This is a genomic window from Rufibacter sp. JT3400010 (genome assembly GCF_054956755.1).
Window position 1 is genome coordinate 103,520 of record NZ_JBUDXA010000015.1, and the last position, 20,786, is coordinate 124,305.

Genomic DNA, 20,786 nt, shown 5'->3' on the forward strand with positions numbered 1-20,786 from the left:
AGGGCAGGTGGGAGGTGTTGACAGAATGGAAATGATTTTAAATTTTCCCCTTTGCCATCTTGCCAATGTGCTTTGGACGAGCAGAGCGCCAGGTAAAACCTGGGGTGTGGCTAAGGAGTAAAGGCAGGTACATGTTGGTCCTATAACTTTAAATAGAAAAATGAAATTAGCAGGAAATACAGTATTGGTAACCGGAGGAGCCTCGGGGATTGGGCTAGCCATTGCCGAACGATTTTTACAGGCGGGTAGCACCGTCATTGTGTGTGGCAGGCGCGAAGATAAGTTGCAAGAGGCGCAGCAGAAGCATCCTGGGTTGCAAATCAGGGTTTGTGACGTGGCGCAAGAGGCAGAGCGGCTGGCGCTGGTAGAGTGGGCGACAAAAGAGTTTCCGGCGCTCAATGTGCTGGTGAACAATGCCGGCATTCAACGGCGGGTGAACCTGGTAGACGAGCAGGAACCTTGGAGCCAGACGCAGCAAGAAATAGCTATTAATCTGGAAGCCCCCATTCACTTGTGCAGTCTGTTTACGCCGCACTTCCGGCAGCAGCCCACGGCGGCTATCGTGAATGTGACCTCGGGACTGGCCTTTACGCCCGGGGTTTTCGCGCCGGTGTATTGCGCTACCAAAGCGGCCCTGCATTCCTTCACCATGTCTTTGCGGTATCTGCTTTCTAAAACCAGTGTAGAGGTGGTAGAGATAGTGCCGCCTGCGGTGAATACAGATTTAGGCGGAACGGGCTTGCACACCTTCGGGGCACCGTTAGATGAGTTTGCAGATTCGGTGATGAGCCGCATTGATAACGGTGAATTGGAGGTAGGTTTCGGGACTTCTGAGACCAGGAGGAAGGCTTCTAGGGAAGAGAATGATGCGGCCTTCCTGGAGATGAACTCCCGATGGTCATAAACTCTGTTTAGGACCTGTTTTCCGAAAAGCAGGTCCTAAACCATTTGTCAGTTGATTTTCTTTGCTGGTTGCCTGGGAAGCTCAAGAAGGAATTAAAGAGGTAAAGAACTGGTATTTAGCGTTTAATTTTTGTATCTTACTAGCAGGGCGAAGCCTTGTTATCTCTTGAGAATTAGAAAAGAGAGTTTTGCAGTAGGTGCTTTCCCATATCCTGTTTTTGTAATTCTTACTTCCTGAAAAATGAGATGGGCATATAGTGTGAAGCATAAAGCAAAAGCGGCGTTGCTGTTGGCGGTAGTGTTGGTATTGGTGCTGGCCAAAAATATGATGGACAGTAAAAACGTGACGAAACTAGGATCTTCTTTTGCCTCTGTCTATGAAGACCGTTTACTGGTGGAGAGTTATATCTATCAGCTTTCGGGGCATCTGTTCCAGAAGAAGATGATGGTAGACAACTCTTTCTTCTCTGACAACCACAGACTGCTTCCGGGGCAGTTGCAGGGAAATAATTCAGCCATTATGGGGCTGGTGGAAGAGTACGAGAAGACCGAGTTAACCGAAGACGAGGCTCGGTATTTTAGTGCTTTCAAGCAAAACCTGCAGGAGCTGAGAAAACTAGAAAATCAGTTTCTGCTGCAGCCAGCAGGGGGCGAGGAGCGGGAACGAGCCAAAATCCAGATGGATACCCAGTACAAAATGGCGGCGGTTCATCTAAATCAATTGTCCCATATACAGGTGGCGGAAGGTAAGCGCCTGAACGAGCAGTCAAAGCAAATTATGGCCGGTTCAGCCATTCTCACCCAGTTTGAACTAGTCTTGATTGTCGCCATCGGGGTTTTGATTCAAATGCTGGTTTTCGCCTCCAAGTCAAAGCTCTCCAAGTTTCCGCAAAACCCTATGTTGAACTAAGGAGTCCGCCTAGCGGATTACTTCTAAGTGCAGTGCTCTGAAGCCAAAAGAGTAATCATCGGTTTGCCGCAAGGTGAAAACCAGATTATTCTGGTATATTCACTTGCAACTGAGACTTAGGTCAGTTCCATTATGATGCTGCCTGAACAGACAAAAGGGCCACTGACTCATAAATTCTCCTAGAATAAATGTGCTATACGTTATGGGCTGCCCGGTAAGGTGGCTCGTTTCTTTACTACTTGAATTATGAAATATTCAATGCCAGTTGTGTTGGCGACTTCTTTGTTTTGCTTTGCTGCGTGTTCTAAAAGCACTGATAAGCCGGTAACCCAAACGACCCCAACACAGGAGACCGCGCTGCCGGTGGGTTCTTCCAGCGTAACAACTCCGCCTTCCGTGGTCAACCCATCTTCCGCATCCGGACAATCTGCGGCAACGGCTCAACCATCGGCAACTAGTACAACGCTGCCAGTTACGCAGCCAACGACGGCTGTAGGGCTGAACCCACCTCACGGCCAACCCGGCCACCGGTGCGATATTCAGGTAGGTGCGCCTTTGAATTCAACCCCAGGGGCCGCCGCTACGTCAAGTGCTACGCCTTTGCCACCCGCACCTGTTTTGCCGTCAGGGCCTCCCATCTCTACCGCAAAGGGCCTGAACCCTCCGCACGGACAACTTGGGCATGACTGTAGTATTCCGGTAGGTGCACCTTTGAAGAAATAGCATAAAAAAGCCCAGCTAGTAGCGGGGCTTTTTTATTTCTCATTGCAGAATTGGTTCAAATGAGGGCTTGGTAGAAGGGCGTTTTACCTCCTCTTTTTCTTACCTGCCTTAGAAACGGCCTTGGTGTACTTGGCAATCAACGGCATGGAAGTGTCTGTGTCATACACCCCATACAGGCCCTGCTCTTCCTGCGGAGGGTCGCCCATGAGTTCGTCACCGGGTTGCCAGAAGTGACGGGTAGGGTGAGGGCGGGCGGTTCCGTTGAAGGCCCAGAAATTGGCTCCCGCTAAGGCATCTTTCTCTTTCGCGCTGGTCAAGACCCGCTCAAAGGCGTTTTGGTAATACCTGTCCCGGAACGTGGTTTTGGCCGAAGGACTGAACTCATTATTGTCCCGCTGCAGACCGAATTCCTCCATTACAATAGGTTTGTTCTGTTCCCGCGCAAACGCGATGTGGCGTTCCATGTATTGGTTTGTCTTCACGATGGCAGAATCCAGCGTACCGGCAATGTTTTTACTGTCCAGCCAGCCCCAGTTTCTAGGCCAAATGTGCATGGTGAAGTAGTCAATGTTGGAATCCGTGTGCACTTGTTTGAACACGTCCATGGAGCCTTCAGAACCGTGTGAGCCCTCGGAGCCGGTAGACAGCAGGTGATTTTTGTCCAGAGACTTGATCAACGCCGCGGTGTTTTTGATCCATTTATCATACGCCGGAACGTTGGCCATGGAGAAGGCGCGCGGCTCATTCGCGATTTGCCAAGCCATGATGGTTGGGTCCTCGGTGTACTTCCGGTTTGTGAACTGATTGGTGCGGCTCAGCATAAATTTCACGTGATCAGCGAACTGCTGCTTACAGGGTCCGCACTGGTGAAACTGCCCGGAGTACTTCATGAAACTCGCCCAGTCATTGTTGTTGGCCAGTGCGTAAGGAATAGGCACGTTGGTGCTCCAGTTCACATATTGGCTGAAGCCACCCGACCATTCCCAGGCGTTGTTCAGGTAAAGCACCGCTTTCATGTCACGCTTGGCCATTTCGGCTAACAGGAAGTCCAAACCAGCTAGCAGCGTGTCATTGTACACGCCCGGCGACATCTGCAATCCCGGCGACACACGGTAGGGTTGGTTGTTGGGCCCTTCGGCGCCGGCCAAAATGCGCAGGTTGGTGATGCCAGCTTTTTTAAGGATATTCAGTTCTTTGGTGAGCCGGGCACGGTTGCCGCCTTGCCCGGTAGATGCCAACAGGCTACCGTACCAGTAATTGGTACCCACGTAATAGTAAGGCTTGCCGCTGAGGGTGAATAGGTGGCCGTCGGTCTTCACAAAGTCGGCGGACTCCTGGGCGTGAACCTGAGTTAAAGCCGCGCATAGGAATGCGAGTAGGAGAACTATTCTTTTCATTTACTTTTCAATTAAATAAGGCTCATCTATAGGGGCGAACCTAGCCTGAAGAAAAAGTCAAACTTTCATTCTGTCATCCTGAAAGGACCTTGTGGCGAACGGCAGTGGCGGAAAAAGAAAGGAATTCTAGTACGCCCACAAGGTTCTTTCAGGATGACAAAGAGGGGTGGGGAGAGAAGGGATCTTAAAGATTATTCTGAAGTCCTTTTTACAGCCATTTTCCAAAAAGCAGCTGAAAAACAAACTACAAGCTCGTTATTTCCGAGGCCACGTATCAGTTCTGAAGCTGGAGGCGGGAAGGCCTGCCTTGTTGAAAAGATTCGGGTTGGCGGTGTTGCTCCAGCCCATGCGTACGGCTACCGGGTTCTTCACGCTTTTGGCGCTTACTACCACGGTTTTGCCGTCTATTTTAGCGGTAGCGGGCATAAACTTCTGGTCTTCTCCGGCAATCTCAAACTGGGTAAGTTCCTTGCCTTTCATCACCAAGCCTTGGTCAGCGTGGTCAAAATACAGGCGGATCTTGTTTCCTTCTTTCTTCATCTCGCGGTAAATGGGACCAGAGAAAGGCACCTCGTGTTTGCCATATGTTTTGTTCATAGCCAGGGCAGCCAGGCGCTTGCCCACGTCCAGCTTGTTTCTGGGGTGGATGTCCTCTACGTTGCCCACGTCACTGATTACGGCCATGCCGGTATTGGGAACGCTGAGGGTTTTCACTTGGGCTTCGGCTAAGCGCGGCCATTCTTCGGCCCCACCGTATTTGTAAGGCGCAATCTGCACGTAGTAGAACGGGAATTCATTTTTCCAAGCGGTGCGCCAGTCTTGAATGAGAGCGGGTAGCATCTGAGCGTAAACGTCTGGGGCATCTACGTTAGATTCGCCTTGGTACCAAAGGGCTCCGGCCAGGCGGAAGGGGATGAGCGGCGCAATCATGGCGTTGTAGGCTTTGGCTGGCTGTACCGGGCCGTATTCTACCTCTTTGCGTTTCGCGGCAGATTCGGCTAAAACTGGGTTGGCAGCAATGGCTGGGGCGCTAAACCAAATCTCAATGGGCGTGCCGCCCCAGCTGCTATTGATCAATCCTACGGGTACCTTCAGGTTCTGGTGAATCTCCCTTCCGAAGAAATAACCTACCGAGCTGAAGTGTTTCATGGTTTCCGGTGTACAAACCACCCATTGGCCTTGTAGGTCTACTTGCGGGGCATCGGCGGAGCGCTTGCCCACTTGGAAAAAGCGGATGGACGGGTAATTGGCTTCTTTGACGTGTTGCTCGGCGTTGTCAATGCCGGCGTTGGCGTTCCAGTCCATGTTAGATTGACCCGAGCATAACCAGACTTCGCCCAACAGCACATCTTCCAGCACGATGGTGTTGTAGCCTTTCACCGTTACCGTTTGTGGACTTCCAGCTGCAGAGGTTTGAAGCTTTACTTCCCACTTAGCCAGATTGTTCACCTTGGTTTTGACGGGTTTGTTGTCCCAACTTCCGGTTACCGTGACTTCCTCGCCGGTATTGCCCCACCCCCAGATGGTCACTTCAGCGTTACGCTGCAAAACCATGTGGTTCCCGATGATGGCAGGCAAAGAAACGGCTCCCGCCGAGGTTGTGGCACCGGTGAGGAGCATGCCTAAAAAGAGTTTTCCTAGTGATTTCAATTTCATCTTGCCTAAGCTATTGCGTGTTTTCTTAAGGTAAGCAGAAGCTTTGAAAAAACGGTGGTTAGCGTTAGCTCCTGCTGTAAATGCATCTAAGGCCTGTTTTCTGCAAAACAGGCCTTAAACGGAGTAAGATTAACTATTCGGATAGCACTAACAAAACCACGTCATGGGCCGGTACAGTCGTTTCAAAGTCTTTTTTGGTTGTTCCCTGATTTTTCTTCGTCCACACATTCCGGATTTTGTAGGTGGTTTTACCGCCGTCCAGTTCTCTTTTGGCTACGTCATCGGTGATGACATTCTTCTTCCAGTCAAAATCTACCTTCTGCGGGTTCTTGGCCCGATTGAGAAAAGCCACGGCCCACTTACCGCCGTCCAGCGGTTTTACCCAGGTTTCCAGGCTGTCTTTGACTGTATATCTCAAACCCTGTACGCCCAGTTTGTCCTGGTTGATGGCCACTACTTCCTTATCAGTGAGGATAGCTATGGTTTCTTTGCTCATCTTGCGTAAGTCGTTTCCAGCGATGAGTGGGGCAGCAATCATACTCCACATAGTGAAGTGAGCACGATCTTCATTCACCGCCATGCCGTTGCCAACTTCCAGCATATCTGGGTCATTCCAGTGGCCCGGACCGGCGTACTGACGCAAACCGTCCTGCTTGTCGAGAATCTGCATCACGCCAAAAGATTTCCAGGTGCCGTGGTCTTCCACGCAGTCAAAGCAGTTGTAGATGTCGCCGGTAGTTCGCCACAGGTGACCAACAGCCGGACCCCAATCCCAGGGCTTGTCGGTGCCCCATTCGCAGATGCTGAGCACCATGGGGCGTCCCGCTTTGCGTAACGCAGCAGTGATGGTTTTGTAGGCACCTTCGGCTTTCAGGCCTTCGGTGTTGCACCAGTCATATTTCAGATAATCGATGCCCCATTGGGCGTACATCTGCGCATCCTGAAACTCATACCCGCGGCTACCGGGGCGGCCGCCGCAGGTCTGGGAACCGGCATCAGAATAGATCCCCAGCTTCAAGCCTTTGGAATGCACGTAATCTGCCAGGGCTTTCATGCCCGATGGGAAACGTTTAGGATCAGCGTGGATGAAGCCCAGGCTGTCGCGGTCGCCGTGCCAGCAGTCATCAATGTTGATGTACTCGTAGCCGGCGGCTTTCATGCCCGAACTCACCATGGCATCGGCGGTTTCCCTGATGAGTCTCTCGTCTACGTTACAGGCGAATTTGTTCCAGCTGTTCCAGCCCATGGGCGGGGTCATGGCTAAGCCTTCAAACTTCTTGTAGTTCTGCGTGTAGTTGTTTCCCTGGCTTAAGGCCGTAAAGGAGAGGGTGAGGGCTGCTAAAGAGAGCAATAGTTTTTTCATGTTTGTTTGATGAGTTAGGTCAGGGGAAGTAAGGGAATCTGATGTTTTGTTTAGTTGTAAGCACAAGGACAAGAAGAACGATGCCCTATTTCTTTGTCATCCTGAAAGGATCTTGGTTGCGAACGATAATGGCGGTTCAAAAGAGACTTTCTAGTTCGCCCAAAAGATACTTTCAGGATGACAAAATGTATGGTTTGCTTCAGCGAGAAAACAGATGGCGTTTCTGAGTTCTTTTGCGAAAAACAAGCTGTAAACCTTGCCGAAGCAGTTTAGCTATGGCTTAGTTCTTTCTTGCATCTGTGAATAATTTCCAGGCAGGCCCTTGCATTGTGGTAAGGGCATTTCCAGAAACCTACTTTGTCTTCCTTTGACATAAGCGTGTAGTCATCGTTCACGCCCCAGTGCCATTCGCCGCCGGTCAAATCCAGGAAGTAGGTTTGGGCGAATTTCCAGGAGTTCAGAGACCGTTGCAGAAAGTCCTGGGAGCCGGTCAGCTCATAGGCGTTGAAGAAGCCCACCATCGCCTCGGCGCTCACCCACCACTCGCGGTGTTTGTCATAGTGGTTCTCGTCCAAGTTGAGCTCATGGTACAGGCTGCCGTCTGGGAGCAGGGCTTCCGCGGTAGCGTTTGCCATGGTGAGGGCCACTTCCTTTACTTCGGATAAAAGTGCCTGGTCACCCAGCACCTCGGCGGCTTCCTGCAACAGCCAGGAGGCCTCAATGTCATGGCCATAGGAAACCAGGTTGGCCGAAGAAGTCCAGTCACGGGAGAAGAATAGCTTCATGTGGCCGGTGGAAGTATCTACTATCTTTTGCAGAAACACCTCAATTAAACCTCTAAGCTGATTTGCCAGCTGCTGGTCTGGCCAGGCGCGGTACAGGTTGGCGTAGGCTTCCAGAATATGCAGGTGCGTATTCATGGTCTTGGGGTCGTTGCGGTCTTTTTCGCTCAGGCGCAGGTCCTCCAGCAGTTTGCCCGTCTGGCTGAAAGCCTCCAGATAGCCACCGTGCTCCGGATCGAAGCTGTTTTTCTCAATCCACCTGAAAAGCTCCTGGCTTACCTCTAACGCTTTGGGGTTTTGGGTAGCCAGGTAATACTCGCTCATGCCGTAGATGGTGAACGCCAACGCGTAAATCTGCTTGCGCGTGTTCAGGGGCTGGCCCTTGGCGTCCACCATCCAGTAAATACCGCCGTGAGCGGTATCCAGGAAGGAGTTGGTTAAGTAATGGAAGGCTCTGGTGGCAATGGTCAGGTATTCTTCTTTTCTGGTGTGCCGGTACGCCGCGGAGAACGTCCAGAGGATGCGGGCATTCAAGATGCTGCCTTTGGGAGCCTCGGGGTTGACGGTTCCGGTGTTGTCCATCTGCCCCACGAAACCGCCGTTCCGGTGGTCAAGGGTGCGCTCCATCCAGAAAGCCAATATTCTTTCCAGTTCGGTTTCCATCTCCTGCTGGTAGACCGAAAGCTGGGGTGCCAAAGCCGTATTGGAAGCGGAAATCATGAAGGAACGCTGTTTAACTCAGGGGCTACTGCCTGCTTTTTGCTTTGGATGTACGCCTGATTTTTGTCTATCAGCAGATTGATCTGCTCCACGGAGGCGGCGGAACGGAGCCCGTCGGCCGGGGTGTTCAACACGTAATCCAGAAGCTGGTTCACAGTGGAAGTGGCCACATGCATTCTGGTGTCTGAGGAAGCGTAGTAGATGAACACGGTGCCGTCCTCGTCCAAAATCCAGCCGTTGGCGAACACTACGTTAGAAACGTCCCCAACCCGCTCTTCGCCTTCAGGGGCAATGAAGTACCCGCCGGGCTTGGCGATCACCTTGGACGGGTCTTGCAGGTCGGTCAAGAATAAGTAGAGCACGTAGCGCAGGCCGGCGGCAGTGTTCCGTACGCCGTGCGCCATGTGCAGCCAGCCTTTCTCGGTTTTGATAGGGGCGGGGCCCTGGCCGTTCTTTACCTCGTATACTGTGTGGTAGGCCTTAGGGTCTACAATGAGTTCCTCGGCTACCACGGCGTTCTCCATGGAATCTGTTAAACCCCAACCAATGCCGCCGCGGCTTCCCGCCTCAATAAAGCTATCCTGCGGACGGGTGTACAGGGCGTATTTGCCATTGATAAACTCGGGGTGCAGAACCACATTGCGCTGCTGCGGGGAGGTGGTCTTCAGGTCTGGCAATCTTTCCCAGGTTTTCAGGTCGTGGGTACGGGCGATGCCGCATTGGGCGTTGGCTGAAGATTGGTCGCCTTCGGGGGCAGTTGGGTCTTTGCGCTCGGTACAGAACAGGCCGTAAATCCAGCCGTCTTCGTGCTGTATCACGCGCATGTCATACACGTTGATGTCTGGGTCTTCCGTCTCTGGAAGGGTGATAGGCCGCTCCCAGAACTGGAAGTTGTCAATGCCGTTCGGGCTCTCCGCTACCGCGAAGAACGATTTGCGGTCATTTCCCTCCACCCGCACCACCAGCAGGTATTTACCGTTCAGCTTAATGGCGCCAGCATTAAAGGCCGCGTTCACGCCGATGCGCTCCATGAAGTACGGGTTGGTTTCCGGGTTCAGGTCGTAGCGCCAAGCGATGGGGGCGTGCTGGTTAGTTAAAACCGGGAATTTATATTTGTCATAGATGCCGTTGCCAAGGGGCTGCTTCTCGTTCTTTCTGGTGATTAGGGCAGAATGAAACTGCTCAAGTTCTTGCTGTCTTTTCTGGAAGATATTTTCCATGATGGTAATGGTAAAGGGTTGAACGTGCGGCGAGCGTTGGGCCGCGGATTACTTATGTATGAGAAACTAATTTTCTTTTTAGAGAAGAGGCCACGCTGTCGCCGTCATGGTCCAGCCGGTCCCACCAGGTTTTCTTGAGGATAACCCCCACTACCAGAATGACACCCAGTACCACCATGAGTTCGGTGAACATGCTTAAGACAAGATAGATAGGCAAAAGGGTGAGCGCCATCTGGCCAACCACACCAATGAGCACGTTGAACACGTCTAGCCAGAAATTCTTGTTTCCCACAAAGGATGGGTCTTCGGCTTTCACCTGCTCGGCTACCGGTTCCCAGAAGCCCCACGGACGCACGTTGCGGTAGAAGCTTTTCAGGGTCTCCATGTCGGTAGGCGGAGCCAGGTAGGTACCCACAATGCTACCCACCAAAGAGATAAGCAACAGATACGGGAAGTAGTACAGATCCAGGCCTTCGGTGAAGTAAGGGAAAACCAAGGCTGGGATAATACCTGCCAGCATGCCCCAGAAGAAACCGCTGCCGTTGAAGCGCCACCAGTACCACTTGAGCACGTTGGCCGAGATGTAGCCTCCGTACAGACCGGCCACGATCCACTGCAGCAGGCTATTCACGTCTTTGGCGAACAAGCCCAGCACCATACTCACCAACACCACGACAACACCTGTGAGATAGTTGATGCTGTTTACGGTTGTGTTGCTGGCTTTTGGGTTCACATATCGCAGGTAAACGTCATTCACCAGATACGCCTGCGCCGCGTTCAGCGTGCCCGCGAAGGTTCCAATGAAGGCTGCCAACAAACCAGCCAAGATTAGGCCCATCAAACCGCTCGGAGCAAAGTTCTGGATAGCGGCGGGCAGTATGCGCTCAAAGTCAATCCCCTTCGCAGATTCCAGGTTAAGTTGGTCGTAATTTAGGATGGCCAATACGGTGAACCCGATGATCATCAAGTAGCGCGTAGGAATCAACACCACCGACACGAAACCGCTCATTTTTGCAGCATCCTGCGGAGACTTAGCCGAAAGCACTTTCTGCATGTCATAGCTAGGCGTAGGTCCGGCTAAACTGGCTAACACGCCTTTGAAAACCATCAACATGAAGAAGATGCCAAACAAAGAGTAACCATCTGCCTGAATCTTAGCATTCACCTCGTCAATAATGCCGGTCCAGTTCAGGTCATCCAGCGTAGCACCAAAGAAGGGCGTTCTCCAGCCTTCCGGTACGTTTAGTTGGGCAACCTCCAGGTTGTTCATGGCCAGAACCGCGATGGCCACCGCCGCGGCGGTCATGATTAAATATTGCAGCACATCGGCCCACACAATGCTGGCCATACCGCCCAGAATAGAGTAAAATACCGCGAAGAAGGTGAAGAGCATACCGTAGAAATGAGGCACGTACTCCGCCGGGATGGTGAATGGCAGGTACGGCTGCACTACAGACCACGGCACAAAAATCTCCACGAACTTACCCAAGCCAATGAAACCATACGCCAGGAAGCCCATGCAGCTGAGCAAGGCAAATACCACCACAATGGCGTGTGATTTGTTTGAGTCTTTGCCGCGCCCGAAGCGGGTGAGCATCCACTCGGCCCCAGTCGTCACATTGGAGCGGCGCAGCCAGGCGGCCAGGAACATCATCAGGAAGATTTGGTTGAAGGACGGCCACAGCCACGGAATCCAGATGCTTTTGAGGCCGTAGACAAAGCCCAGCATCACCATCCACATGGTGCCTGAGATGTCAAACATGCCCGAGGCGTTGGAAAGGCCTAGCGCGTACCAGGGCAGCGTGTTGCCACCCAGCAGATAAGCTTCTTTATTGGCCTTGGCTCTCTTCTGCAAAATCAACCCGATGGCCGCTACCGAAACCAGGTAAAGGAGGATGATGCCGACGTCAAGTGCTGTTAACTTCATGAGGTGTGTTTGATGTTAGTTGGATGTAATGAGGTGACCGTGCCTTCTTTTTATTTAGCAGCCTGTTTGTCTTGCTGAACCGGTGCGTACAGGTTCTCTTGCTTCACCTTGTTGATAAAGAATACCTTGGGGTTTTGGTAAAAGACCTTGAAATCATCGGCCGATTTCTGGCCGGGGTAAGGGGCGTAAAAATGGTCTGTTCTGGCGTTGCGCCATACCATGACATAGGACAGACCGGCGTCTTTCACAATTGGGGCGAGCACGTTCGTCCACCAGTCGGCCACGGGTAAGGTTTCCAGGCCCGTCTCACTAAGAGTCCAGACCTTGTTTTTGTCCTGCCCAATCTGGCGGAGGGTTTCTACCATCTGGCGGGTTTCTTTGACGAAGTTCTGGTTGGATTGGGCAAGCTGCGTTTGGTCTGCGTTGGCAGGAGGGCGATGATAGATGTCAAAGCCCACAATGTCAACGTAGTTATCGCCAGGGTAACGCTCCAGGTAATCCTCGCGGGAGGTGAACCGATCGGTGGAGTAGGCGAACAGCAGGTTGTTGGCTTTCTTCTTGCGCAGATAATCTACGGTGAAGCGCCACATCTGCTTGTATTCTTCTGGCGAGCAATGCTTGCGGCCCCACCAGAACCAACTGCCGGTGTGCTCATGCAAGGGCCGGAACACCACCGGGATCAACTCGCCGTTAGGTCCTTTCAGGCTTTTCATGAAACCAGCTAGGCCATCTAACCAGGACTTGTAGCGTTTCATGGCTTTCTTGTCTTTGAAGAGATGCTGAATGGTAGAGTCTGCCGCGTCCCAGCTGGTTTTAGAGGGATCAACCGGGTTGTTCAGGTGCCAGCTAAAGGTGTTTAGGCCGCCTTTGGCGTATACTTCCTGCGCATATTCCTTCATTTTCTGGAACGGAACGCTGTCCAGGTTCATGGGTTTGTTTAGTTCCAGGTAGCCTAGTTCCCAACCCACTACCGCCGGGTACTCGCCCACCACTTCCTTCACGTCCGATCGGCCGGGCTCATATTTCCAATCCACCCCATACGCCAAAGCATCCTGGTGGCCGAACATGATGCCCTTCTGCGAGAGGCGTTTCAAGTTGGCATACAGGTTTCTGGTTTCCTGGGTAGCTTTCTTGTTGATGGGTAGCAAAGCTTGGCCAAAGGAGGAAAGTTGGGTAAATGCCAGTAGGAGTGTTGCCACTAAGGTTCTAGTCATAGGTTCTGCTGGGTAAGTGATCTAAAACTAAGGTCAGAAATAGTTGTAATCACCTGGTTAAAAAGGATGAATGGGTGTGAACCTGTCCTGTTTTGCGGTGCTTTCCTGAAAAGTAGGGGCGAAGAGAAAAAGCTTTTTACCTCTAGTTTTCTGATACTTCTCAATTGAGCGGACAAGGTGTTTCCCTACACTACAAAACTATGTAGTTTTTAGACCGGTGTGTAATACTATTTTATCGTTTATTTGATGGAATCTGGCTATAAGCTTCCTGATCTATAGAGCCATCTCTTTTCTTTGAGCCAGCAACCTTTATTCAAATAGAATAAGAAACCTGTTTTTATAAGATTGTTTTTTGTTGATTTTCTAAAAACTTACTCTAAAACTAAGTTTATTTCAATAGGTGTAAGCTGAAAGCACAACATGCTTGAAAGGCTTAAAAAAGCTGGTTTCTTTTAAAATGATCGTTTTTAGCTTGAATTATGAGCGCAGGATTGGGTGAGCGACTGGTATTTTTTTAACCAACCTTTGATAAGCTAAAGCTAATTTGTGTAACTTGACACTATAATTCTACTGCTATGAGTGCCATTTACCGTGAAATAACCCCCTTAACTCAAAATGATTGCTTTACCTTGTTCTCTCGGGTAAAGGAGGAATTCAACTTTCCGCTCCATTATCATGAAGACTTTGAGTTGAATTTCATTTACAATGCCGCTGGTGCCAAACGGGTGGTGGGAGACCACGTGGAGATTATTGATGATTTTGAGCTGGTGCTGGTGGGCAGCAACCTGCCCCATGGTTGGTTTACGCACCAATGCAAAAGCAAAGAGATTGTGGAAATCACCATCCAGTTCCACAAAGATCTTTTAGACGAGAAATTCTTGCGCCGGAACCAGTTGAGTTTCATCAGAGCCCTGTTAGAACGGGCCAGTAAAGGCATTTCTTTTTCCCGCGAGATTAAGGAAGCTTTCCGGCCTCGCCTGGAGCAGCTGACCCAGAAGGGCGGTTTTGACTCGGTGTTGGAGCTGATCTCCATTCTGCATGACCTGTCCATTTCCCGCAACATGCGGACTCTTTCCAACAGCACCTTCACTTCAGACCAATTCAACTATTATTCCAGAAGAATTGAGAAGGCTTTTGAATACATGCAGGCCTACTATGACAAAGAGGTTTCCTTAGCCGATGTCGCTAAAGTGGTCAACATGCCCGAGGTTTCTTTCAGCCGCTTTATCAAAAAACGAACCGGAAAGACCTTCATAGAAAGCTTAAACGAGATCAGGTTGGGCCATGCCTCGCGCATGCTCATTGACACCACCGAAACCATCTCAGAGGTCTCCTTTAAATGTGGCTTCAACAACCTGTCTTACTTCAACCGCATTTTCCGGCGCAAGAACGGATGTACGCCCAAGGAGTTTCGGCAAAACTACTCTGGTTCAAGGGTGTTTATTTAATAAGAAACCACTAATCCTTTTCAAGGCTGTTTTTCTTAAATCAGGCCTTAAACACACCGGGAGACATTTATATTGAAAAACAGAAATCCCCGCGTAACGGAATGTGCGCGGGGATTTCTGATGAAAAGCTGGGTTGAACAACCAGATCAAGGCTGGGCTTTCTCTTGGTTTGCTTTCTCCAGCAGTTGTTGCCTTACCAATTGCCCCGAAGTGCTGAGGTTGGCTTCGTTCCAGGGGGCTGTAACGCTGGTGCCGGGTTTCAGTGCTGAGGCTGCTTCGTCTTTGTCTGCCACTGACCAGTTGCACCAGGAGATTTGGTATTGATCCAGGAAAGCCCACCAGGCTTTGGATTCTTCCTCGTCCACTTTCCCGTTTCCGTCGGCGGCGCAGGTGCCAAACTCGGTCACAAAAAGCGGGGCTCCTTTGTTAATGGCTTTGGTGGCGATGTCGCGCAGCTCCTGTTTGTGGGTGGCGGCGTAATAGTGGAGGGTATAGGCAATATTTTTGGCCTTGATGGGGTTCTCGGCTGCCTCGTCTACCCGTTGTGACCACATTCTGGTACCGCACACAATGATATTATCTGGGTCATGCTTCCTGATTTCCTGGATAACAGCCTCGTGGTACGGCTTTATCTCCGTGGCCCAATCAGTGTTTTGCAGGGGCTCGTTGTAGGGTTCGTAGATCACGTTCGGGTAGTCGCCGAAACGCTGGGCCATCTCCCCGAAAAAAGCCTTGGCTTCAGCGGTGTGCTTGTGCGCCTCGTGGTCGTGCCAGTCAATGATCACGTAAATACCTTCCTTGATGGCGGCTTCCACCACCGTGATCACCTTCTGCTTCTCAGCCTCGGGGTTCTTCAGATAGCCGCCCATGTCCACGCCCATGGCGGCTCGCACCACCGTGTTCTGCCAATCGTCTTTCAACCACTTCACCACCGATGGGTTGTAAAAGCCGCCTTCCCATTGGCTCCAGAAGAAAGACATGCCCCGTAACTGCACTGTTTTCCCGTGCTGGTCTACCAGGCGGGTTCCCACAATGTTGAGGTCGCCGTGTTTCTCTACCGGGGTTTGGATGGCAGCAGGTTTGTCTGGAATGGTGCTTTTGCAGCTGAAGCAAACCAGGGGCAGCGCTACCAAAACGCCCCAAGTAAGGCGGTAAATTTGTTTAACTGAAATCATGCACGTGCTGAGTGTTGAATGAAAGGATAAAGTTTGGTTGCCAGAATAAGAGATGGTGCATTTTAGAAGTGTTTTGGTCGTAATTGCCCTAAAACAGGACCTACTGCTACACGGCCAGACCTTCCTGTAACGTAAAAAAACAAGCTTCCCGTTTTCGCCTGCCTTCGTGGAAACAGGTCATAAAACGGGAAGCTTGTTCAGAAAATCATGTGGTTATTGCAGGGTCACCACGGTTTTCAGGTCGCCTACCATCAGGTCAAAAGCGCCGGGCTCGGTTACCCATTTGCCGGCCTCGTTCACGAAGGCCAGGTCTTTGGCCGAAAGGGTGAAGCTTACTTCTTTCTCCTCGCCGGGCTGTAATGACACTTTAGAGAAAGCTCTCAGGCGTCTGGCAGCCGGAGTGATGCTGGCGTACTGGTCGTGGCTGTAGAGTTCCACCGCTTTCTTGCCGGCCTTGCTGCCGGTGTTCCGCACCTTCACGGTTACCCTCAGGTTGTCATTGTTGCCGAAGGTGGTTTTGTCTACGCGCAGGTCAGAGAAGGCGAAGGTGGTGTAGCTCAAACCATGCCCAAACGGCCACTGCGGGTTGAAACCACGGTTTCCGGCAGCGTTAGGAATGTCTTCCCGGATGATCTCGGTGCCTTTGTGGTCATACGTCAGCACGTCGCCAGAGAATCTTGGGTACGTGAAAGGCAGCACGCCGTCTGGGTTATAATCCCCGAACAACACATCGGCAATGGCCGCAGCACCAAAGGTGGCTGGTCTGTAAGCCATCACAATCGCATCGGCCAGCGGCTCCACGGATGACAATACGCGCGGTCTGCCTTCCAGTAACACAATGATCACCGGTTTGCCGGTTTCTTTGGCGGCTCTTACTAGGGCTAATTGGTTTTCCTCTAAATCAAGATCGTCAATTACACCAGGGCTTTCGGCGTACGCTTTCTCGCCTAGGCAAAGCACGATGGCCTGCGCCTGAGCGGCGTCTCTTTTCAGCTGCGCCACGTTGTAGTTGGCCGCGTTAGCGAAATCAGCCACAGAACGGGAAACTACATTGTTCTTCCCGATTTCGGCAACCAATCCTTGCACCACGGTTTTGGCTTTGGTTGGATATTGTGACTCATCGGTTCCTTGCCAGATGTACGACCAGCTGCCGTGTAAAGCCCCCAGGGTGTTGGCGGTTGGTCCAGCTACCAGAATCTTGCTGTTTTTTCTGAGCGGCAACACGTTATTGTTGTTCTTTAGCAGGGTGATGCTTTCCAGCGCAGACTGCAAAGACACTTGGTCGAACTCCGGTTTATGGATGGTGGTTTTGAGGGCTGCTTTAGGCCTTACTTGCTCAAACAAGCCTAATTTCTTCTTCAAAGCCAAGATACGGCGCACTGATAAGTTGATGCGCTCCTCAGAAATAGTCCCTTCTTTTACCAGCGCTACCAAGTGGTCATAGAAAGAGAAATCAGTGGGTACCATGCTCATGTCCAGACCGGCTTCTACGGCCATTCTCACGGCTTCTTTGGGCGTAGCGGCTACTCTGTGACGGGTGTGCAGACGGATTACGTCTTCCCAGTCAGACACGGCCACTCCCTGGAAGCCCAGTTCGTTCCGCAGGATTTGGGTCAGGTAATACTTGCTTCCGTGCACGGGCACCCCGTTAATTTCGCCGGAGTTGATCATCACTGTGGAGGCTCCCGCTTCTACCGCTGCTTTAAACGGTGGCAGGAAAATTTCGCGCAGCATTTGCTCTGGAATGTAGGAAGGCGTGCGGTCTTTCCCGGTAGAAGGGTAGGAGTAACCCAGGAAGTGCTTCATGCAGGCAGCTACCGTGAAATCTGGGCCTTTGCCGTTTTGCTCGTAACCTCTAATGGCGGCGGCTCCCATGGTTTTCACCACATACACGTCTTCGCCGAAGGTTTCTTCAAAACGCGGCCACAGCGGCTGACGGCCCACGTCCAGTACCGGGTCAAAATTCCACGGAATTCCGGCGGCTCGCGTTTCCAAGGCCGTGATCTGGGCCAGGCGGTTCACCAACTCGGGGTTACGGGTGGCGGCCATGCCGATGTTGTGCGGGTAAAGGGTGGTACCTGCCAAGTAGTTGTTCCCGTGAATGGCGTCAATGCCGTAAATCACCGGAATCTTCAGGCGGGTTCTGTCGGTCACGTCATGGATGGCGTTCAGGACAGTGTGCCACTCGTCAATGGTATAGGCCCGACCTTTGACGTTCAGGATGGAGCCCACGTGGTGGTTTACCAGTACATTGCGCAGCTTGGCAGTGTCTACGGTGGCTGCTTCGGTGTCTTTCAAGATGAGATCTATGGTGAGCTGCGTCATCTGGCCCACCTTCTCCTCAATGGTCATTCTGGAGATGAGGTCGTCAATCTGCTTGTCCCGGGCTGGTTCAACGGGAGCCGGAGCAGGGGCGGCCGGTGATGTAGCGGCGATTGGCGGCGTAGATGGAACGGCTTGCGTACCACTACAGGCCTGGAGCCCTAGCGCCACCAACAAAGCCATTGGGGTAATATATTTCATGGTCAGGATGGATTGTAAAGGTTTTCCGATTTTTTATCAAAAACGTGTACAATAATAATCTAAGTTTTTGAGTAGCGCGTGCCAGAACAGACTTTCTTGTTAAAAAGAACAGTAAAAAGATAAAATAGTACTATATAGTTCTGGTTGAAGTTGTATCTTTTTGCATCAGGAACTAGGGCTACTCTCTGTGACAACTAAAATAATTGTTCAGGAGGAAGCAGGAGCTACGTTTTCGCCCTGTTTTCCTAAAAAAGACAAGGAAAAGGATAGCTACCTGGACCGAGGAAGCACCTGAACCTGCCGCACGTTAGTTTTTGCCCTGTTTCCGGAAAAACGGATTGTAAACAGCCAGCAGAATACTTGCGGAGAAAGCAAGATTAGGCCCGGTTTTGAATGCTCCTACATAGATAAATAAGTAAGTCATACCAGATGTGCCAGGCGTAAGCTGTACGTCCCATTGTAACCAATATAACATGCATTCTTTGTACAAAACCCTTGGCGGAGCGCTGCTCTGCCTTTCTATTTCCTGCGCTCAGGCGCAAACGTCAACCCCAAAGACCCCGCAAGGGCAGGAGGCCATCCGGCTGAATCAAATCGGGTTTTACCCGAATGCCACCAAAATTGCGGTGGTAGTGGGCGAGAACAATGGAGGAAAGTTTTACCTGAAAACCGCCGATGGTTCCAAAACGGTATTCACCGGCAACCTTTCAGCTGTGAAGCCCGCCGAATTGTCGAACAAGCCCACGCGGCTAGCCGATTTCAGTGGGTTCAGTGCCAAGGGAACCTACGTGCTGGAAGTGCCGGGCGTAGGGAGTTCGTATCCATTTGAGATCAAACCGCAGGTGCACCAGGACGTGGCCGCGGCGGCCATCAAAGGATTTTACTTCCAGCGCACCGCCATTGCGTTACCGGAGAAGTATGCCGGCAAATGGCATAGGCCCGCCGGTCACCCAGACAATAACGTGTTGGTGCACCCCTCGGCGGCTACTGCCCAGAGACCGGCCGGAACCGTGATTTCTTCTTCGCGCGGTTGGTATGACGCCGGAGACTACAACAAGTACATTGTGAACAGCGGCATCACCATGGGCACGTTGCTGTCGGCGTACGAAGATTTTCCGCAGTTCTACCAAACCCAGAATCTGAACATCCCCGAGAGTACTAACAAAGTGCCGGATATTCTGGACGAGACGCTCTGGAACCTGCGCTGGATGCTGACCATGCAAGACCCTACTGACGGCGGCGTTTACCACAAGTTGACCAACCCAGCCTTTGACGGAATGATTATGCCCGACAAAGCCACCGGCCCCCGGTATGTAGTGCAGAAAGGCACCGGCGCCACGCTGGATTTTGCCGCCGTTATGGCGCAGGCCAGCCGCGTGTACAAGAATTTCTCCAAAGAGCTTCCCGGCTTGTCTGACTCTTGCCTCATTGCTGCCACCAAAGCGTGGGAATGGGCCCAGAAAAACCCGAACCTAGCCTACGAGCAGGACGCGATAAACAAAAACTTTGACCCAGACGTGACCACTGGTGCCTACGGCGACCGGGATTTTAGCGATGAGTTCCTGTGGGCTGCCGCCGAACTCTACACCACTACCCAGAAAGAAAGCTACTACACCGCCGTGAACATGCTGCCCGATGCGAAAATGCCTATACCAAGCTGGGCGCAGGTGCGGCTGTTAGGCTATTACACCCTGCTACGGAACAAAAACCACAAAAGCGCCGCCGTGCAGAAAGACTTACCGGAAATCAAGAAAAGACTGCTGCAGGTAACAGACGGCATGGTGACCGGTGCTGCTACCGGGGCTTACCGAACCGTCATGGGCCGTGTTAAAGAAGACTACATCTGGGGAAGTTCTTCCGTAGCCGCCAACCAGGGCGTGGCGCTGGTGCAGGCCTACAAACTTACCTCTGATAAAAAGTACCTGCAAGCTGCCCTCTCTAACCTGGATTACCTGTTGGGCCGTAACGCCGTGGGGTATTCCTTTGTCACTGGGTTTGGGGAAAAATCTACCATGCACCCGCACCATCGTCCTTCCATAGCCGATGGAGTTGACGAACCAGTACCAGGTTTATTGTCTGGAGGTACCAACGGCCAAGCCAATAAGCAAGACAAGTGCGAAGGTTACACCGCCACCACGGCAGATGAGATGTACCTGGATGCTGATTGTTCTTATGCCTCCAATGAAATCGCCATTAACTGGAACGCCCCACTGGTGTATCTGACTGGTGCCCTGGAGGCCCTTCAGCAGCAGGCTGGTTTCGCTGCTAAAAGCAGTAAATAAGTAAACGCATGTTTTGCTCTTGAATTCTGGTTTTAGGGCAAAATAAGTGTTTTGATAAACTATCTAAGCAGCAGGCACCAAGAGAAAAGCCGATCTTCTGGGAAGCAGCTATTCTCTTGGTGCCTGTTAAAATTTCAGCAATTAAGCAGTATACTTGGAGATTCTCTGGCGGAAGGCAGAAGTGGTTTCTCAGGGGACGGAAAACTTCTTTCGAATTGGCTGGCCGGGTTTTTCACCTTGTTTTCTGAAAAGCAGGGACAAACGGGTAGCAAATCATCCTGAAGCCTTTCACTTCAGCTTTGTAAGTAATGGAAAATGAATAATGACACATTATTTATTTATGTCATCCTGCAAGGATCTTGGTAGCGAACGGCAGAAGCGGCTAAATAAAGCTTTTCTAGTTCGCCCACAAGATCCTTGCAGGATGACAGAATTACTAGCTATTTGATCTGGTCTCAGAATTTCAAGCATACTTTATTATTTAACCTTTCACCAAACACGACAAACGTTATGGCAGGAATTTCCAGCAGCGCGGCCCTGGCC

General features: G+C 51.5%; 14 protein-coding genes. 5 read left to right on the forward strand and 9 right to left on the reverse strand.

The genetic code is table 11. The features are described 5' to 3' along the window. Positions 1–160: 160 nt before the first annotated feature. The 3 genes from ACY0JR_RS14315 to ACY0JR_RS14325 all read left to right on the forward strand — a co-directional run bounded on the left by ACY0JR_RS14315 (position 161) and on the right by ACY0JR_RS14325 (position 2,536). Positions 161–904, forward strand: coding sequence for an SDR family oxidoreductase (locus ACY0JR_RS14315; RefSeq protein ID WP_462634787.1), 744 nt, complete (start codon positions 161–163; stop codon positions 902–904). A 240-nt stretch (positions 905–1,144) separates the two neighbouring features. Continuing rightward, entirely contained in the window at positions 1,145–1,813 is a 669-nt protein-coding gene (locus ACY0JR_RS14320; protein WP_462634788.1) for an MCP four helix bundle domain-containing protein, read from the forward strand. A gap of 246 nt (positions 1,814–2,059) precedes the next feature. Continuing rightward, positions 2,060–2,536: a hypothetical protein gene (locus ACY0JR_RS14325; protein WP_462634789.1), complete on the forward strand. Its 477-nt coding sequence runs from the start codon at positions 2,060–2,062 to the stop codon at positions 2,534–2,536. 83 nt (positions 2,537–2,619) lie between these two features. Here ACY0JR_RS14325 and ACY0JR_RS14330 read toward each other — a convergent pair whose 3' ends face one another. The 7 genes from ACY0JR_RS14330 to ACY0JR_RS14360 form a co-directional block, all read right to left on the reverse strand. Then, positions 2,620–3,933 carry a glycoside hydrolase 5 family protein gene (locus ACY0JR_RS14330; RefSeq protein ID WP_462634791.1) on the reverse strand — a complete coding sequence of 438 codons (1,314 nt, stop codon included), beginning with the start codon at positions 3,931–3,933 and terminating at the stop codon, positions 2,620–2,622. A gap of 255 nt (positions 3,934–4,188) precedes the next feature. Next, on the reverse strand, positions 4,189–5,589 hold the full coding sequence (locus ACY0JR_RS14335) for a sialate O-acetylesterase (protein WP_462634792.1): 1,401 nt from the start codon (positions 5,587–5,589) through the stop codon (positions 4,189–4,191). A gap of 133 nt (positions 5,590–5,722) precedes the next feature. Continuing rightward, positions 5,723–6,952 (reverse strand): glycoside hydrolase family 27 protein, encoded by a 1,230-nt coding sequence (locus ACY0JR_RS14340; RefSeq protein WP_462634793.1) that lies wholly within the window; start codon positions 6,950–6,952, stop codon positions 5,723–5,725. 269 nt (positions 6,953–7,221) lie between these two features. Further along, positions 7,222–8,454 (reverse strand): AGE family epimerase/isomerase, encoded by a 1,233-nt coding sequence (locus ACY0JR_RS14345; protein ID WP_462634794.1) that lies wholly within the window; start codon positions 8,452–8,454, stop codon positions 7,222–7,224. Next, positions 8,451–9,674 (reverse strand): glycoside hydrolase family 130 protein, encoded by a 1,224-nt coding sequence (locus tag ACY0JR_RS14350; protein ID WP_462634795.1) that lies wholly within the window; start codon positions 9,672–9,674, stop codon positions 8,451–8,453. Before ACY0JR_RS14350 ends, ACY0JR_RS14345 begins: the two co-directional genes overlap by 4 nt. Positions 9,675–9,726: 52 nt before the next feature. Beyond that, a complete protein-coding gene (locus ACY0JR_RS14355) occupies positions 9,727–11,601 on the reverse strand; it encodes a sodium:solute symporter family protein (RefSeq protein WP_462634796.1) in 1,875 nt (624 codons plus the stop codon). Positions 11,602–11,651: 50 nt separating this feature from the next. Next, positions 11,652–12,815 carry a glycoside hydrolase family 26 protein gene (locus ACY0JR_RS14360; RefSeq protein ID WP_462634797.1) on the reverse strand — a complete coding sequence of 388 codons (1,164 nt, stop codon included), beginning with the start codon at positions 12,813–12,815 and terminating at the stop codon, positions 11,652–11,654. 575 nt (positions 12,816–13,390) lie between these two features. On the opposite strand from ACY0JR_RS14360, the gene ACY0JR_RS14365 reads away from it, so the two are divergent. Then, positions 13,391–14,263, forward strand: coding sequence for an AraC family transcriptional regulator (locus tag ACY0JR_RS14365; protein ID WP_462634798.1), 873 nt, complete (start codon positions 13,391–13,393; stop codon positions 14,261–14,263). A 146-nt stretch (positions 14,264–14,409) separates the two neighbouring features. On the opposite strand, the gene ACY0JR_RS14370 is transcribed toward ACY0JR_RS14365, so the two are convergent. Further along, entirely contained in the window at positions 14,410–15,438 is a 1,029-nt protein-coding gene (locus ACY0JR_RS14370) for a glycoside hydrolase family 5 protein (RefSeq protein ID WP_462634799.1), read from the reverse strand. Between the two features lie 213 nt (positions 15,439–15,651). Further along, positions 15,652–17,961 (reverse strand): glycoside hydrolase family 3 N-terminal domain-containing protein, encoded by a 2,310-nt coding sequence (locus ACY0JR_RS14375; RefSeq protein WP_462634800.1) that lies wholly within the window; start codon positions 17,959–17,961, stop codon positions 15,652–15,654. Between the two features lie 473 nt (positions 17,962–18,434). Between ACY0JR_RS14375 and ACY0JR_RS14380 the strand changes: the two genes are divergently transcribed. Then, positions 18,435–20,243: a glycoside hydrolase family 9 protein gene (locus tag ACY0JR_RS14380; protein WP_462634801.1), complete on the forward strand. Its 1,809-nt coding sequence runs from the start codon at positions 18,435–18,437 to the stop codon at positions 20,241–20,243. Positions 20,244–20,786 lie beyond the last annotated feature (543 nt).